At 67.7% G+C, this 14,542-nt stretch carries 11 protein-coding genes; 7 read left to right on the top strand and 4 right to left on the bottom strand.

The window, feature by feature from the left end; all coding sequences use genetic code 11:
* Positions 1-4: 4 nt before the first annotated feature.
* A complete protein-coding gene (locus tag OOJ98_RS02910) occupies positions 5-790 on the bottom strand; it encodes a class E sortase (protein WP_267055487.1) in 786 nt (261 codons plus the stop codon).
* A 128-nt stretch (positions 791-918) separates the two neighbouring features.
* On the opposite strand from OOJ98_RS02910, the gene OOJ98_RS02905 reads away from it, so the two are divergent.
* The 7 genes from OOJ98_RS02905 (at position 919) to OOJ98_RS02875 (ending at position 10,510) form a co-directional block, all read left to right on the top strand.
* Complete coding sequence (locus tag OOJ98_RS02905) at positions 919-1,941, top strand: SEC-C domain-containing protein (protein WP_267053021.1); 1,023 nt, start codon at positions 919-921, stop codon at positions 1,939-1,941.
* A 28-nt stretch (positions 1,942-1,969) separates the two neighbouring features.
* Complete coding sequence (locus OOJ98_RS02900) at positions 1,970-2,395, top strand: very short patch repair endonuclease (RefSeq protein WP_267053020.1); 426 nt, start codon at positions 1,970-1,972, stop codon at positions 2,393-2,395.
* Between the two features lie 127 nt (positions 2,396-2,522).
* Positions 2,523-4,058 (top strand): ATP-binding protein, encoded by a 1,536-nt coding sequence (locus OOJ98_RS02895; RefSeq protein WP_267053019.1) that lies wholly within the window; start codon positions 2,523-2,525, stop codon positions 4,056-4,058.
* The gene (locus tag OOJ98_RS02890) at positions 4,048-5,052 is read left to right on the top strand and encodes a PD-(D/E)XK motif protein (protein WP_267053018.1); all 1,005 of its coding nucleotides are present in this window, start codon (positions 4,048-4,050) and stop codon (positions 5,050-5,052) included. The genes OOJ98_RS02895 and OOJ98_RS02890 overlap by 11 nt, the downstream gene beginning before the upstream one ends.
* A 22-nt stretch (positions 5,053-5,074) precedes the next feature.
* Positions 5,075-8,038 carry a Z1 domain-containing protein gene (locus OOJ98_RS02885; RefSeq protein ID WP_267053017.1) on the top strand — a complete coding sequence of 988 codons (2,964 nt, stop codon included), beginning with the start codon at positions 5,075-5,077 and terminating at the stop codon, positions 8,036-8,038.
* 106 nt (positions 8,039-8,144) lie between these two features.
* Complete coding sequence (locus OOJ98_RS02880) at positions 8,145-9,164, top strand: DNA cytosine methyltransferase (protein ID WP_267053016.1); 1,020 nt, start codon at positions 8,145-8,147, stop codon at positions 9,162-9,164.
* 119 nt (positions 9,165-9,283) lie between these two features.
* Positions 9,284-10,510: a DNA cytosine methyltransferase gene (locus OOJ98_RS02875; RefSeq protein ID WP_267053015.1), complete on the top strand. Its 1,227-nt coding sequence runs from the start codon at positions 9,284-9,286 to the stop codon at positions 10,508-10,510.
* Here OOJ98_RS02875 and OOJ98_RS02870 read toward each other — a convergent pair.
* Genes OOJ98_RS02870 through OOJ98_RS02860 form a run of 3 tightly spaced genes read right to left on the bottom strand, consistent with a single transcriptional unit; the run spans position 10,499 to position 14,486 of the window.
* Complete coding sequence (locus tag OOJ98_RS02870) at positions 10,499-11,428, bottom strand: DUF6339 family protein (RefSeq protein ID WP_267053014.1); 930 nt, start codon at positions 11,426-11,428, stop codon at positions 10,499-10,501. The genes OOJ98_RS02875 and OOJ98_RS02870 overlap by 12 nt on opposite strands.
* The gene (locus OOJ98_RS02865; RefSeq protein ID WP_267053013.1) at positions 11,425-12,396 is read right to left on the bottom strand and encodes a hypothetical protein; all 972 of its coding nucleotides are present in this window, start codon (positions 12,394-12,396) and stop codon (positions 11,425-11,427) included. The genes OOJ98_RS02870 and OOJ98_RS02865 overlap by 4 nt, the downstream gene beginning before the upstream one ends.
* On the bottom strand, positions 12,393-14,486 hold the full coding sequence (locus OOJ98_RS02860; RefSeq protein ID WP_267053012.1) for a helix-turn-helix transcriptional regulator: 2,094 nt from the start codon (positions 14,484-14,486) through the stop codon (positions 12,393-12,395). The genes OOJ98_RS02865 and OOJ98_RS02860 overlap by 4 nt, the downstream gene beginning before the upstream one ends.
* Positions 14,487-14,542: the final 56 nt, after the last annotated feature.

Below are 14,542 nucleotides of genomic sequence, written 5' to 3'. Positions count from 1 at the left end.
AACGCTAGCGCGGCCGGCTCGACCGCAACTTGCCCCACACGACGAGGCGGTAGGTGGAGGTGAACTCGGGCGTGCAGGTGGTGAGCGTGATGTAGTGGCCCGGCTCGCTGTACCCGTACGAGGGCTTGACATCACTCCGGGGAACGGCGGCTATGGTCCCGCCGTCGCGGGCGGAGGTCTGCGGCAGCACCGAGTCGACGACGTACGTATAGAGGGTGTCCCGCGTCTCCACCACCACCTCGTCGCCCGCCCGCAGTCGGTTGATGTAGCGGAACGGCTCCCCGTGGGTGTTGCGGTGCCCGGCGAGCGCGAAGTTGCCGGCCTGACCGGGCTGGGCGCTCTGCACGTAGTGCCCGACGTACCCCTTGTCGAGGACCCCGGCCTTGCTGATCCCCTGCGCGATGGGCGCGGTGACCCCGATCCGCGGGATCCGGATGACGGCGTACGCCTGATCCCCGCGCGGCACACTCTTCCCGCTGCCGCCGCCCGCCCTCCGGCCAAGCGGTGCACCGGCATCCCCGCCCTGGCTCACCGACACCTGCTCGTCCCCGGCGCCCGGGGTCTCGGGGCTCGGCTCGCCCCCGGCCCTCCCCGGAGCGCCCCAGGTCTCCTCAAGGGAATGGACGGTGTGCCCGGCCTCGGCGCGGGCCTCGCGGTTGGTCCACCACAGCTGGTGCACGACGAGCAGCAGGACGACGAGGCCGCAGGTCACGGCGAGCTCGGCCCCGGCCCACAGCCCCCGGGCCGCCCAGGCCCGCCGCCCCCGCCCGCCCCGTACCACCACCGGCATCCGTGTGCGCACGCGCGCAGGGTAGGCCCCGCACCCGCAACTCACCAGGCCCGCAACGTGACGGAGTCGACTCCCCAGGGTCAAAAGCGCCCTCCGCCACGCCCCCGTACAGCAGTACGGTGTCCCTCATGCGCCCTGACACGCCTGCCGATCACACTGCCGAAGCCGAGCGTCTGCTGCGCACCGCTGCGCAGTACCCGGAGGACCACGAGCCCCTGCTCCTGCAGGCCGCGGCCCATCTGGAACTCGCCGGCGACCGCCCCAGGGCCACCACGCTCTACGACCGCCTGCTGTCCTCGTCCACCAAGATGGACCACCCCCACCTGGTGAAGGCGTTCAAGGCGGCGAACCTGTGGGAGTACGGCCACGAGCCGGAGGCGCGCGCCATCATCGACGGCATCCGCGCGGCGGCCCCGCTCGACCCGGCGGCGTGGGGGATCGTCGCGGAGACGCTGGAGTCCCATGACGAGCTTGACCTGGCCCACGCGTCCCTGACCACGGCCCTGACGCTGCTGGGCGTGGCCGAGGCGACCATCGACCAGGCCGCGGCCCTCCCCTACAGCACCCAGTCCCTGCTGACCACGCGCCACCGGGTGCGCCGCCTGCTGGCGCTGCCGCACGACACGTGGGACAGCCTCGCCGACGAGCTGCACACCGCGCCGATCTCCCTGGACGAGCTGCACGACCCGAAGCGCCTGTGGTCCCTGGGCTCGGAGGACCCGGCCGAACTCCAGGCCGAACTGGCCCGCTTGCGCGCCGAGTTGGGCAACTACCGGCTCGCCCTGTCCCGCCCGTTCCCGGTCGCGGTCCTGCACTGGCCGGAGCCGGAACTGGACGAACTCCTCACGGCGTACCCGGAGCTCCAGTCCGAATACCCCACGCACACGGCCCACTTGCTGGACATCGAGGCGTCCCTGCGCGAACTGGCCGCGGCCGGCACCCCGAACCTGGGCATCGTCACGGCCACGGTCCCCTCCTACGAGGCCTTCGCCGCCTCGGAGTCCTCCTCCCCCGCCAACGCCGACCTCCTCCCCCAATACGCCACCACCCTCGCAGCCCGAGGCCGAGCCACCTCCTGGCCCCCGGGCCGAGGCGCGGACTGCTGGTGCGGCTCGGGGGTCAACTATGGGGACTGCCACGGGGCGGCTTGATCCGCCCGTCCTTTGACAGAATGCCGCCATGCCCGACGCCGTCCCGTCCTCCGCCTCCGTCTCGGCCCGCATGAGCCGCCAGGGCTCCCGCGACACCGTGCCGGAGGTGGCCGTACGCAAACTGCTCCACGCCGCGGGCCTGCGCTACCGCGTGAACGTCCCGGTCCCCGGCATGCCCCGCCGCACGATCGACATCGCCTTCGGCCGAGCCAAGATCGCGGTCTTCATGGACGGCTGCTTCTGGCACGGCTGTCCCCAGCACGCCACCCACCCGAAGGCGAACGCCGAGTGGTGGCGCACAAAGCTCGACAAGAACATGGCCCGTGACCGGGAGACGTCCGAGCACCTGATCGCGGCCGGGTGGACGGTGCTCCGGTTCTGGGAACACGAGAGTCCGGAAATCGTGGCCCAAGAGATCGCCGTAGCCCGACAAGCTGCAGCTCAGAAGCCCTGACGAACACGGAGCGAAACCGAGTTCGAGCAGATTCGGCCATCTCGTCCGTGAAGGGTGCGTCCTTGTCAGACCCTTCCGCTACGGTCACCAGTGATCGTGTCGACATGCAGTGATCATCGAGGCGGAAATGACCCAGGCCTGGCAGTTCGAGGTTCCCACCACGGGGAGCAAGCTCCTTCCCCCGGACGCCCGGTACATGGAAGCGCTGAGCAACCAGGGGTACGGCTTCGAGGTCGCCATCGCCGACCTGGTCGACAACTCCATCGACGCAGGAGCCAAGGACGTCGTCATCCACTTCCTGCGGGACGGCGATCAACTCGTCAGCCTCCTCGTGGTGGACGACGGGCGCGGTATGGACGACGCGACGCTGGACATCGCGATGACGGTCGGCGGACGGCGGGACTACGCACCCGACTCCCTCGGCATGTTCGGCACGGGCCTCAAGTCCGCCTCGTTGAGCCACGCTTCCTCGGTCACCGTCGTGAGCACCACCAAGCGGACCCGCACCGTGGGGCGCCGGTGGTTGATGGAACGCGCGGTGTCCGGCTTCCAGTGCGACATCGTCGATCCCGACTACGCCCAGACGTTGATCGATCGATACGCGGACAGGCCGATCATGTGGCAGGGCACTGTGGTGCGTTGGGACGGCGTCAAGGACTTCCCCAAGCACGGGGGCGGTGGCCAGACCGATCGCTACCTCCAGCGCACGCTGAACAAGCTCGGATTGCATCTCGGGCTCTACCTGCACCGCTTCCTCGCCCGCGACGACTTCAACATCACCATCGCAGTCGAGGACGTGCGGTCGGGCACGGTCTTCCTCGACTTCGGAGTCGACCCCCTGGACCCCTTCGACTACCCCGTCTCCGGCAGCCCTTCCTACCCTCGTCGTTTCAGCGCGAGCGTCGACGGTGTCGGAGAGGTGCAGCTCGACGCCCACATTTGGACCCCCAAGTCGAATCGGGACGAGTACAAAGCGCTCGGCTCCGTGATCGATCGGCAGGGCTTCTACTTCTATCGACACGATCGTCTCGTACAGGCCGGCGGCTGGAACAACTTCCGGCAGCCGGAGCAGCACCTCTCACTCGCACGCGTCGCCGTCGACCTGCCCGACGACACCGGCGACGTCTTTCGTCTCACGGTCAAGAAATCAGGTGTGGAGGCGTCGCCGGACTACACGTCCGCCCTGGAAGCCGCAACGGCTCGGGACGGGCACACGTTCCTCGCCTATCTGGCCGATGCCGACTCGGTCTACCGCGAGGCCCGCAAGCGTTCCGGGACGACGCGCAAGCCCGTGCTACCGCCGGGCAAGGGGATCGCACCATCCGTTCGTGAGGTGATCGAGGAAGAGCTGCCTCCCCTCCCCCTCGAAACCCCGATCTCTGTGCGCTGGCAGCGCCTGGACAACGAGGTCTTCTTCGACGTCGAGCGGGAGAGCCGCACGATCGTGCTCAACCAGCGCTACCGCTCCGCCGTCCTCGGAGGCCGATCCGGCGGCCTCAACGATGCCCCGATGGTGAAGACATTGATGTATCTCCTGCTCCACAAGGTCTTCGAGTCCGAGTACGCGGGGCCGCGCGAGAAGGACAATCTTCAGTTGTGGCAGTCCGTCCTGGTCGCCGCGGCACGATCCGAACTGGGCAGGATGAACGACGATGAGCAGTAGTTCCGGAGGGGCGGCAGGCCCGTCGCACCCCTACGCCTCGTGGTCGCACGTCGAAGCCTTCCTCGCGTCGCAGCGGGCCACCACCCTGCGGCTCAACGGCTCCCGTACGCCTCGGGTCGACTATGTCGTGTGGGAGACCGGGGACATCGCCCTGCACCTGCAGCTCGGTCCCCGCCAGCGGGTCCCGCGCTCGCCCCTGCCCTTGGTCCGGATCGAGGAGATCGCCCAGGACGGCATCAGAATGGCCCGGCTACGCCTGACCCAACGCCACCTTCAGCGCGACTTCCACGATCTGCTGAACGCCGTGGCCGACCGCGTGGTCGCCCACGACCGCACACCCGATCAGGCATTCAACGAAACGGTACGGGCGTGGAGCGCCCTGCTCGAAAGTCCCCGGGCCCTCCACGCGGACAAGCGGATCGGCCTGCTCGGAGAGCTGGTCGTCATGAACTCGCTTGCGAGTACTCATGGTTGGGAAGTCGCTGCCACCGCGTGGCGCGGAACCGATCATGAGGAACACGACTTCGGCCTGCCGGGTTTCGACATCGAGGTGAAGAGCACGGTCTCGGAGCGGCGCACGCACGTCGTGCACGGACTGGATCAGCTCACTCCGACTCCGGGCAGGCCGCTGTGGCTGACTTCCGTGCAGTTCACCCGGGGCGGGGCAGCAGGCCACACCCTCTCCGAGGCCGTTCGCGCCGTACGCACTCGGATCGCCGATGCGGCACCGTCGGCCCTGGGGCTGTTCGAGCATCGGATCACCGCCTTCGGCTGGTCTCCCGCCGCGCTCGACGACGAACGGTGGGCGCTGCGCAGCGCCCCCTTGGTGCTCACGTCCGACAGTCACCTGCCACGCCTGGACCGCTCCCTCCTCGATTCACTCCCGCCCGAGGTCAGGGGGCTGGTCGCCATCGACAGCTACCGGATCGACGTGACGGATCTGCCCCCGGCCGACGACCCACCGGAGGCCCTCCAAGCCTTCCGCATCCCTTGACTCCGCCGCCCCGAGGAACTTCATGAACAGCCCGGCTCTCGACCTTTCCGCTCTGACCTCGCTCCACAAGTCCGCCCTGGCCGGTATGCAGGAGTCCGGTCCTCAGCGACTCGCCAGACACGTCGCCTTCCATGCCGAAAGCCGGTCGCTCGCGTCGGACATCTCGGAAGCGGCCTTTCGGGAAGCGCTGCTCGCCGCTCACAGCGACGACCCCTTGCTCTGGCGCTGGCGCAAGGACCTCACCCAGTGGGACTTCGGGACCGATCTGGCCTGGACGCAGACACCACCGCGGACCGACGAGCGGCGGGCGGCCATATACGACCGTCTGGAGCTGGAACAGCCCACCCGGAAGTTGCTGACGGAACTCGTACCGGTGACGAAGCTGGCGGGCCCGGTGGTCATCAGTCGAATCTTCAAACCATGGCGCTCGGCGGCGACCACACCGGAGGACCATTACTGGCCCAAGTACGCGGGCCTCCTGGCCGAGAAGGGCTGGCGGGCGGACGCGGTCGCCGATCTGGAGGACGCCGCCGAGCAGGTGGTACAGCGCCTCGCCAATCCCATAGACGTCGAGCCCTACCAGTCGCGCGGCCTCGTCGTCGGCTACGTCCAATCAGGCAAGACTGCCAATTTCACCGGGGTCATCGCAAAGGCCGTCGACGCGGGCTATCGCCTCGTCATCGTCCTCGGAGGCACGCTGAACCTGCTCCGGGCGCAGACGCAGCGACGCCTCGACATGGAACTGGTGGGACGCGAGAACATCCTGCGCAACACGAGCGAGGCCGAGTCGGACTATGCCGACGACGAGGCCTGGGCCCAGGGGAAGTTCCTGGCGCACGGCGACCGACCCTCGCTGCTCGGCTCATTCGACATCATTCGTCTCACGACGCGGGAGAACGACTACAAGTCGCTCGCCCAGGGCATCCAGGCGCTGGAGATCGAGAAGCAGGACCCGTCTGCCCCCCTCTTCGCGCCGGCCAATCTCCACCGCAGCGCCGCCCGCCTCATGGTGGTCAAGAAGAACAAGACGGTGCTCGGCAAGCTCCTCAAGGATCTCGCCAAGATCGGTGACCTGAGGGCGGAAATTCCGGTGCTGATCATCGACGACGAGTCGGACGAGGCGTCCGTCAATACGGGAAAGCCCGACGCCAATCGGACGGCGATCAACGAGAAGATCTCCGAGCTGTTGCAGGTGCTTCCCCGCGCCCAGTACGTGGGCTACACGGCCACCCCGTTCGCGAACGTATTCGTCGATCCCAGCGACACGCAGGACATTTTTCCTCGCGACTTCATCATCTCGCTCGACCGCCCCGACGGTTACATGGGGGTCCAGGACTTCCACGACATCGATTCCGACATCGCGCCGGAGGACCGGAACGTCGGCAATTCGCAGGAGAAGGCCCACGTTCGCGACGTGGTCCTCACCGACGAGGACGACGACACGTGCCTGCGCGAGGCCATGGACATGTTCGTACTCACCGCCGCCATGAAGATCTACCGCGAGACGGCGGGCCCCGCCCCGCTGGGCATCGGTCATTTCCGGCACCACACCATGTTGGTCCACGAATCCCGACTCACGGCGGACCACCGTGACATGGCCGGCAAGCTCCTCCAGCTCTGGCACAACGGCGGTTATGCCGGCCCCGCGGGCCGCGAACGGCTCCGTATCCTGTTCGAGAAGGACGTCGCCCCCGTTTCCCGTGTCCGGTCCGACGGCTTCGCGGTTCCCTCCTCGTTCGACGACGACCTCGCCCCGTACATCGGGGCCGCGTACATGCGCATCGGCGGCAGCGAAAGCCCCGTCATCGTCGTGAACGGGGACAAGGAGATCGAACAGGGAGTGGCGGATTTCGACCGGCGCGGCATCTGGAAGATCCTCATCGGTGGCCAGAAGCTTGCACGCGGATTCACGGTCGAAGGTCTCACCGTCACGTACTACCGACGGCGCACCAACAATGCGTCCACGCTGATGCAGATGGGTCGCTGGTTCGGTTTCCGGCGCGGATATCAGGATCTGGTCCGGTTGTATCTCGGCCGGAGCGAGACCATGGGACCGAAGGAGATCGATCTGTATGAAGCCTTCGAAGCCATTTGCCGTGACGAGGAGAAATTCCGCGAGCAGCTGAAGCAGTATTCCGTCCTCATCGACGGTCACCCGCAGGTCACGCCGGCCCAGGTGCCGCCCCTGGTCTCGCAGCACCTCCCCTGGTTGAAGCCCACGAGCCCGAACAAGATGTACAACGCGCGTCTCGAAGAGGTCCGTTCACCGGGTAAGTGGGAGGAGCCGACCGCGTATCCGAGCAGTCCCGCACAGCTCCGGCACAATGTCGGGCTCTGGACTCCGGTCCTGAACGGACTGTCCCCCGACACCACGGCGTTCAGGCACTGCTTCACGACGCCCGACGGCGTCGAGAAGGCCTATCGCTTCGATGCGCTGACCGGGCACCTGGGGACCCAGGATCTCCTCGCCCTGTTGCGATCCCTGAAGTGGAGTTCCGAGCAGGTCTTCGCGCCCCACCTCACCTACTTGGAGAGCATCTCCAAGAGTGGTCAGGTCGACGACTGGCTCGTCCTGGCTCCCCAGCACGCAACACCGGGCAAGCGCATTCGTATCGGTGACATGAATCGGGAGCTTTCCTGGTTCGCACGTGACCGCCGCCGCGGCCCGCTGTTCGGTGCGATCAGCGAACCTAAGCATCGCCCCGCGGCGCACCGGGTGGCCGGGGCAGTGCCCTCCTGCGGAGATCCGGCAACGGAGCAATTCGCGGCGGAGCGCAGAGGTGTAGTGGTCCTCTATCCGCTCGTCGAAGGTCCCCATCGGGACACCGCGGTCGCCGCCCGAGCACTCGATGCGGGCGACGTCGTCATGGCATTCGCGTTCGTCGCTCCCGCTTCCGCCGAAGGCAGCGACGGACAGGTCGTTCGTTTCGTCACGATCGACTCGTCGCAGGAGGACGCAGCGATCATCGACCGGACGGCAGGCTGACCAGGAATGCGCCGGGTGGTCCACCAGGGCCACCCGGTGTCGAACACCCGGGCATCGACCGACACGAAGCCCGACGACACCACACAAGGCAGCGGGGGACACGGAAATGAAAGAACAGGCTTTCACAGCCATCGAGTTATGCGCAGGGGTCGGCGGCCAGGCGCTCGGCCTGGAGGAGGCCGGGTTCGAGATCACCGCCGCCGTGGACATCGACAGGGACACCTGCGCCACCCTGGCCGCCAACCGGCCCCAGTGGTCACCCATCCACGGCGACATCAAACTCATCGATCCGGCCGAACACCCTGCGATGGACTATGCGGACGTCTTGAGTTGCGGGCTCCCGCGATCGCCGTACACGGTCGCCGGTAAGCAACGTGCCACTGATGACGAACGCGATGCCCTTCAGGCAGCTCTGGACATGGCTTCCTACATCAGGCCCCGAGTGCTCCTCCTGGAGAACATTCCGACCTTCCTGAAGGCGGCGAAGTTCGAGGCCCAGCGAGCACGTGTCGAGGAGGCCGCCAAGGATCTCGGCTACGAACTGCAGGGCTCCGTGCTGTCGGCCACCGACTTCGGAGTACCGCAGCTTCGCCTGCACGCCTTCTTCGTCGCCATGGCGGCCGACGACATGGCCCACTTCGTGTGGCCCACACCTTCCTCCGCTGCTTCCGGCTGCCCTTCGATGGGCGCGACGCTCAAGGAGTCGATGGCCTCGGGAGGATGGCCGGCCGCCGAGGCGTGGGCCGCACACGCGGTGGAACCCGCCCCTCTGATCATGGGCGGTGCCACGGGGCGCGGCGGCGCGGACCTCGGGGCGACCCGGGCCAAGCGCCAATGGGCCCAGTGGTGGGTCAACGGCAACAGCATCGGCAACGAAGTACCCGGTCCCGATTTCGTCCTGGCTCCCGACCCGGACGGCGAGTCGCGGGAGGGGCTGCCGAAACTGACCGTGGCACAGGTGGCTCTGCTCCAAGGGTTCTCCTCATCCTGGCAGATCTGCGGCCGCAAGACGTCCGCGTATCGACAGATCAGCCAGACGACGCCTCCCCAGGTCGCCGCCGCGCTCGGACGATCCATCGCCACCGCGCTGACACTCGGCGGATCCGTCCCCCGGTCGTCACCATGACCCGGCGCGACCCGACGCTCGGTTCCCCCACGCACACGTTCAGTAAGGAGACACGCATGTCGGGCGGACACCACTCGACACGTCTCTCCACCGACGACGCTCTACTAGAATCTGGCACCATGACCACCACCTCGCACGACGCCGTTGCCGGAGCTTCCCCGGCCGACTCGACCATCACGGTGGTAGATCTTTTCTCGGGCGCCGGCGGCTTCTCCGCCGGCTTCCACACCTACAAGCCCGAGGGGTCGGACGGCTCGCCGTTCCGGACCCTCGCCGCTGTCGAATTCGATCAGGCGGCGGCTGCCTCGTACGCGGCCAACTTCCCGGAGACCAACGTCTACGCCAAGGACATCGTCGACTGGGACGCCGCCCCGTACGCGGGGCAGGTTGACGTGATCATGGGCGGACCGCCCTGCCAGGGCTTCTCCGGACTGGGCAAGGAGGACCCCGACGACCCGCGCAACCTGCTCTGGACGGAGTACATGCGTGTGGTCACGACGATCCAGCCCAAGATCTTCGTCCTGGAGAACGTCGATCGTTTCCTGAAGTCCCAGCAGTTCGAGGACCTCCTCAAGTCGACGGCCGACGGGGGCAGGCTGGAGAACTACGAACTGCGGTGGAAGGTCCTGAACGCCGCGGACTACGGCGTTCCGCAGGCTCGGCGGCGTGCCATCGTCATCGCGACCCGCAAGGACCTCGGCGCCGCTCTGGAACACCCGCGCCCCACGCACTCCCGCACTGCGCAAGCGCAGCAGCCGACCTTCGACGAGGCGGAAGCCGCCGATCAGCTGCTTCCGTGGGAGCCGGTCGGGAAGGCGGTCTTCGATCTGACGCCGAAGGACGCGCCCGTCAAGGATCTGCCCGAGGGTCGCGTCGACGAGCCTCTGGGCGTGAAGCTCCCGGGCCCCTTCCGCACCAGGGAGCTCCACATCGGGCGTACGCCGACCGACCTTTCGAAGGCCCGGTACGCAGCGATCTCCGAGGGCGGAAACCGTCACGACCTGCGCAACAAGTGGGCCATGGTCAACGGCGAGAAGACCTACCTCTCGACCGAGAGCTGGGACGGGCACAACAACGGGTCCGGCGACGTCATGGGCCGCATGCACGCACACCGGCCGTCCGTGACCATCCGCACGGAGTTCTACAAGCCCGAGAAGGGCCGCTATCTGCACCCCGTCGAGCCCCGGCCGATCACGCACTACGAGGCCGCTCTCATCCAGGGCTTCCCCGACGACTTCAAGTGGTTCGGCAGCAAGATTCAGATCGCCCGCCAGATCGGCAACGCCGTGCCGATCGGCCTGGGGCGCGCGCTTGCCGAGGCCATTCATCGTCGGCTAGCCCACTGAATACGTCTTTTCGAGGCTGACCCCTCCCGCAGCCGCCGAGGGAGCTTTCGCCTCGGCGGCTTTCCTTCCCCGAACCGGAGCCTCGGAGAAGAGCTTCTCGAAAAGACGCACCAGACAGTCGACCGAATCGGCTGGGACAGGCCCGTCATTCGGCCCGTCCGGCAGCCCCTCCAACGGCATGGGGCCCATGTTCTCCGCTTCCTCGATCCAGAAGCGCCGAGCCTCGAAATCGGGGCCGGTGTCCGGGGCGAGCACGTCGTACATCAGGGTGCTGCCGGCGGCGTTCACCGCCTGCCCCAGGCCGTTCACATCACGACCTGTCCGGACCAGCCGCTGGTCCAGCAGGGTCACCAGGGCGCGCGCTGCAGGGCGGTGGTCGATGATGTCGAAGCGCAGCACGGTGTTCAGGACGTCCTGATTCTTGCAGGCGCTGACTGCGGGCCGGTAGTCGTCACCGTCCCGGAACAGCTCCGCGGCCCACCACAGCCGGGCGAACGTTTGCTTGTAGTGAATGCCGACGAAGCGGTCGGCGGTGGCGCGCTCGCCCTCCTGCGTCGCACCCTTGTGGCGCCACAGGACGTAGTCCGGCGCCACCACCATGGCGAGGAAATTCCAGAGGCCGGATTCGGCGGCCTCACGCCGAGTCATCCGCAGCGTGGCATGCAGCCGCGGCGCCAGCCAGGCATCGGCAGCTGTCCGCTCGTGCTCGTGGCGACGCTTGGCCTCGTCGAAGAGCACGCGCACGGCCTTCGCGTCCCATCGCGCGCCGGCAGACTTCACGGGTGCGCTCGCCTTCAGGAGGGCGAGCCTGGGAGGCAGCTCTTTTCCGGAAAGCACGCTGTGCGTCAGGTACTTGGCGGCCACGATGTCGGGGAGGAGGGCGATGTGCTCCGGCTGATCCAGCAATCCGTACTTCATCCCTGCGTCCCCTCACCCGTCCGGCTCAGGGCTCTGATGCCGGTGCCCACGTTCCTCGCCACTCGCGACCGCCGACCGGCCGCGTACTGAATTCGAGGTTGAAGATCCTGCCAGCCGCCTTCGGAACGCCGAAGGTGAATCTCCAACAAGGCGTCCGCGGGCGACAGTTCGGGCAGAACGTCGGGGAGCATCGACCGAAGTACCCCGTCCTTCCAACCCGTGGGCCATTGCGGTACGCCGTCGTCTCCCGGCTCGACGTCACCGACCGCCGCATGGAACATGGCGATCCACGCCTCCGTGGCGATCTGAGCGGCAAGCATGCCCCTCATCGCCCTGTCCAGAGCGCCGCCCCCGCCGTTGAGGAACTCCGACAGCCCCTCGAAGCCGGTGTTGAGGTGAACGGTCGGCATGTCGCCGGTGGTCTCCACCAACCAGGGGGCGTCCTTGAACGGTCGGAGCCACTCGTGGGGCCCCTCCCTGAAGTCGACTTCCTGAATGTTGAGTTCCTGCTTGCGCGTGGGCTCCCGCTCGTTGAGCTCGACGGACCACGGGTCCTCGGCCGTTCCGATGAGCCTGCCCGCTTCACCGTCGACGGTCGCGACGACGGACACCGACAGCGCGGCGCGCGTGTGGTGCTCGTCCTTGATCAGAGTGACGCTCCCCCGCCACACCCCCTCCCCGACGGGGTCGAGTCGGCCCACCGTACGGGCGTTGGTCGCCGCCTCCGAGAGGATCGCCACACAGACGACATCGGTCCAGGGGCCCTCCGCCAGATCCCTCTCCGGAAGCTTCGCCTCCACCGACAGTCGGGCCTCGCCCCAATCGGAGAGTTCGGCCTCGTGCAGCGCGACAACGCGTTGCTCCCGGGACAACATGCCCAGCGGCAGGGGCCGTCCGTCGAGCCTGGCTCCGGTGACCTCGAAGGTGACCTCGCCGCCCAGCGTGGGATAGGGAAACACGATGTTCACGCGACAGTTCCCTTCGACTTCTGCAGGTCCACGATCAGGCGTGCAAGGTGTGCCGTCACCGGGTGACTGGCCACGTCGGTGACACCGCTGAAGGACGCGCTGCGGGCCCCCGGTTCGAAGTGCAGAACCCCGTCGAGCACGCGACAGCTCTCCCCCGCGATGAGCTCGGCCCAGCCGACGGTGGGCCTGCTGCCCGACCGCACGTCGAACTTGGCCACCGGGGCGAGGACCCATGCGTCGTCACGCTGCGGCAACTTGACCTCCACCGTGACGGTCCAGGCACCTCGTGCGTCGACCGCACCCTCGACGTGGCGCACGGTCGGATGGCTCTCCGGCCTACGGGCGCCCTTCTTGTACGCGTCGATCTGCAGAAGTTCTCGCAGGGCCGCCGGCCCGCCTTCGCTCCTGGACGCTCGGCGGCCGACCAGCCTGCGCACTCCCGCTGTCATGTCCCGGCGAAAATCGTCGAGCCGGCTCCGCGCACCGCGCGCGTAGGAGGTGACGAGATCCTCGGTCTTGGTCCAGTCGTTGTGCTCCGGCGGCTCCGAGGCCCGGAGGAACCTCTCGGCCATGTCCGCGTCCGAACCCGACACACCCGTCGCCAACCCCGCCAGCAGCACCGCCTGGAAGGCGTCCGTGCCGAGGGGCAGGTCCGTCACTCGGCGCGTCATGACCGTCATCCGGTTACCACGCATGCAGACCAGCCGGTTCGGCTCGGGATCATTGTCGTCCGCTGCCGTGACCAGCAGGACGGCGGAGTGTTCCACGCCGGCACCACGCCCCTTCGCCCCTTTCTCCGGCGGCACGAGCAACGGCACGGACGTCACTGCCACGTGGCTGCTCTCGGTTCGTTGCTCCACCGTGTCGCCGTCCAAGTAGGCCTTCAACGCCCTTGCGCGAGCGGGCTGATGGCGTACCGGATCGACCCGCTGCTCCGAGATGAGGACCTGCCCGTTGCGCAACGTGGTGACGGACGCCTCCAGGACGGGATGTGCATCCCGCCCGGAGATCATCGCCGCCCAGAAGTTGTCCGCGAGGGCCTTCACGAGCTTCTCGTGCATCTCCTGAAGGCTCTCCGCGTCGCCCGCGGCATCGTGTGCGCCCACGATCAGGAACGAGGTACCCGGGTCACGGCTCTCGCGCTCCAGGTGCAGCGCCCTCGTCGTCTCTTCGTCCGCCCACCACGACCGGGCCACACCTTCGCGCCCCCGCTCGGTGTCCAGCTCTCCGAAGCCGGCAAGCCCGGCAAACGGTCGCCCGTCGATCTCGTGCCACGGCAGTTCGAGCCGACCGAAAAGCCGGCGCTCCGTACGGCCCTCGTGCGGACGGGACAGCGTGCTGTTGACGAGAACGAGACCGAGGCGGCTCGTCGCCCACAGCGTCGCCTTTCCCAGACCGTACGAGCCTCCGGCGCCGCGGCCGGACTTCTGACTGTTGAGCTGGTCGCGCAGGACAGCGGCAAATTTGCTGTCGTCCCCGTAGTCCGGACCGGTCAGGCCGGTGGTGTTGTAGTCGTCCACCCTCAGCAGGAGAAGCGTGTCGGAGTCGCGCATCTCGCGCAGCCCCTCCGCGATCACCCGCCCGACCTTCTGCTTGTGGCCGTCGGAGGCGACTGCCTCGTAGTGCGGTTCGATCTCCTCCCACTGCACGGCGCTCCGGAACGATCGCAGGTGCTCGCCCGACAACTCGTGCAGGGTGTAGCGCACGCGAACCGGTCGGTCCCTGTCCTGCTGCTCGTCGAGACTGTTCTGTGTCGCCTCGCGCGCAAGGACCGCAACGTCGGCATCGAACGCGAAAGCCGCGGCGTTGCCGAACTCCCGCCCGCCGTCCCTGTGGGCCGAGCGGTGGTACCACTCGAGACGGACCCCGTCCCTGGGCCCCTCGTCGAGCGCGGTACTCGCCCCCAGCTCCAGCTGCAGATACTCCTCGATCGCCCTCAACTTGTCGGCTCGTGGCATGGCCCGCCCATTGACCCAGGCCGAAACGGCCGCCCGACTGACCCCGAGCTCCGTGGCCAGGTCCACCTGCTGCACCCGCCTGCGCGCCAGTTGACGTTCGAGCCACTCACCGAAAGTGGTGCCCTCACCCATCGCATCTCTCCGCACGTCAGCCGTCCCAGCACTACCAAGTAGACTACATTTGACAG

The sequence above is a fragment of the Streptomyces sp. NBC_00083 genome (genome assembly GCF_026343295.1).
Lineage (GTDB): Bacteria > Actinomycetota > Actinomycetes > Streptomycetales > Streptomycetaceae > Streptomyces.
The sequence above is the reverse complement of the archived record's forward strand: the minus strand, read 5'-3'. Positions and strand labels throughout refer to the sequence as shown.

Bases quoted from the DNA above. Each gene is read 5' to 3' on its own strand.
- OOJ98_RS02900 (WP_267053020.1), top strand. From the start codon at position 1,970: ATGCCCGACGCCGTCCCGTCCTCCGCCTCCGTCTCGGCCCGCATGAGC.
- OOJ98_RS02905 (WP_267053021.1), top strand. From the start codon at position 919: ATGCGCCCTGACACGCCTGCCGATCACACTGCCGAAGCCGAGCGTCTG.
- OOJ98_RS02890 (WP_267053018.1), top strand. From the start codon at position 4,048: ATGAGCAGTAGTTCCGGAGGGGCGGCAGGCCCGTCGCACCCCTACGCC.
- OOJ98_RS02885 (WP_267053017.1), top strand. From the start codon at position 5,075: ATGAACAGCCCGGCTCTCGACCTTTCCGCTCTGACCTCGCTCCACAAG.
- OOJ98_RS02895 (WP_267053019.1), top strand. From the start codon at position 2,523: ATGACCCAGGCCTGGCAGTTCGAGGTTCCCACCACGGGGAGCAAGCTC.
- OOJ98_RS02870 (WP_267053014.1), bottom strand. From the start codon at position 11,428: ATGAAGTACGGATTGCTGGATCAGCCGGAGCACATCGCCCTCCTCCCC.
- OOJ98_RS02875 (WP_267053015.1), top strand. From the start codon at position 9,284: ATGACCACCACCTCGCACGACGCCGTTGCCGGAGCTTCCCCGGCCGAC.
- OOJ98_RS02910 (WP_267055487.1), bottom strand. From the start codon at position 790: ATGCCGGTGGTGGTACGGGGCGGGCGGGGGCGGCGGGCCTGGGCGGCC.
- OOJ98_RS02860 (WP_267053012.1), bottom strand. From the start codon at position 14,486: ATGGGTGAGGGCACCACTTTCGGTGAGTGGCTCGAACGTCAACTGGCG.
- OOJ98_RS02880 (WP_267053016.1), top strand. From the start codon at position 8,145: ATGAAAGAACAGGCTTTCACAGCCATCGAGTTATGCGCAGGGGTCGGC.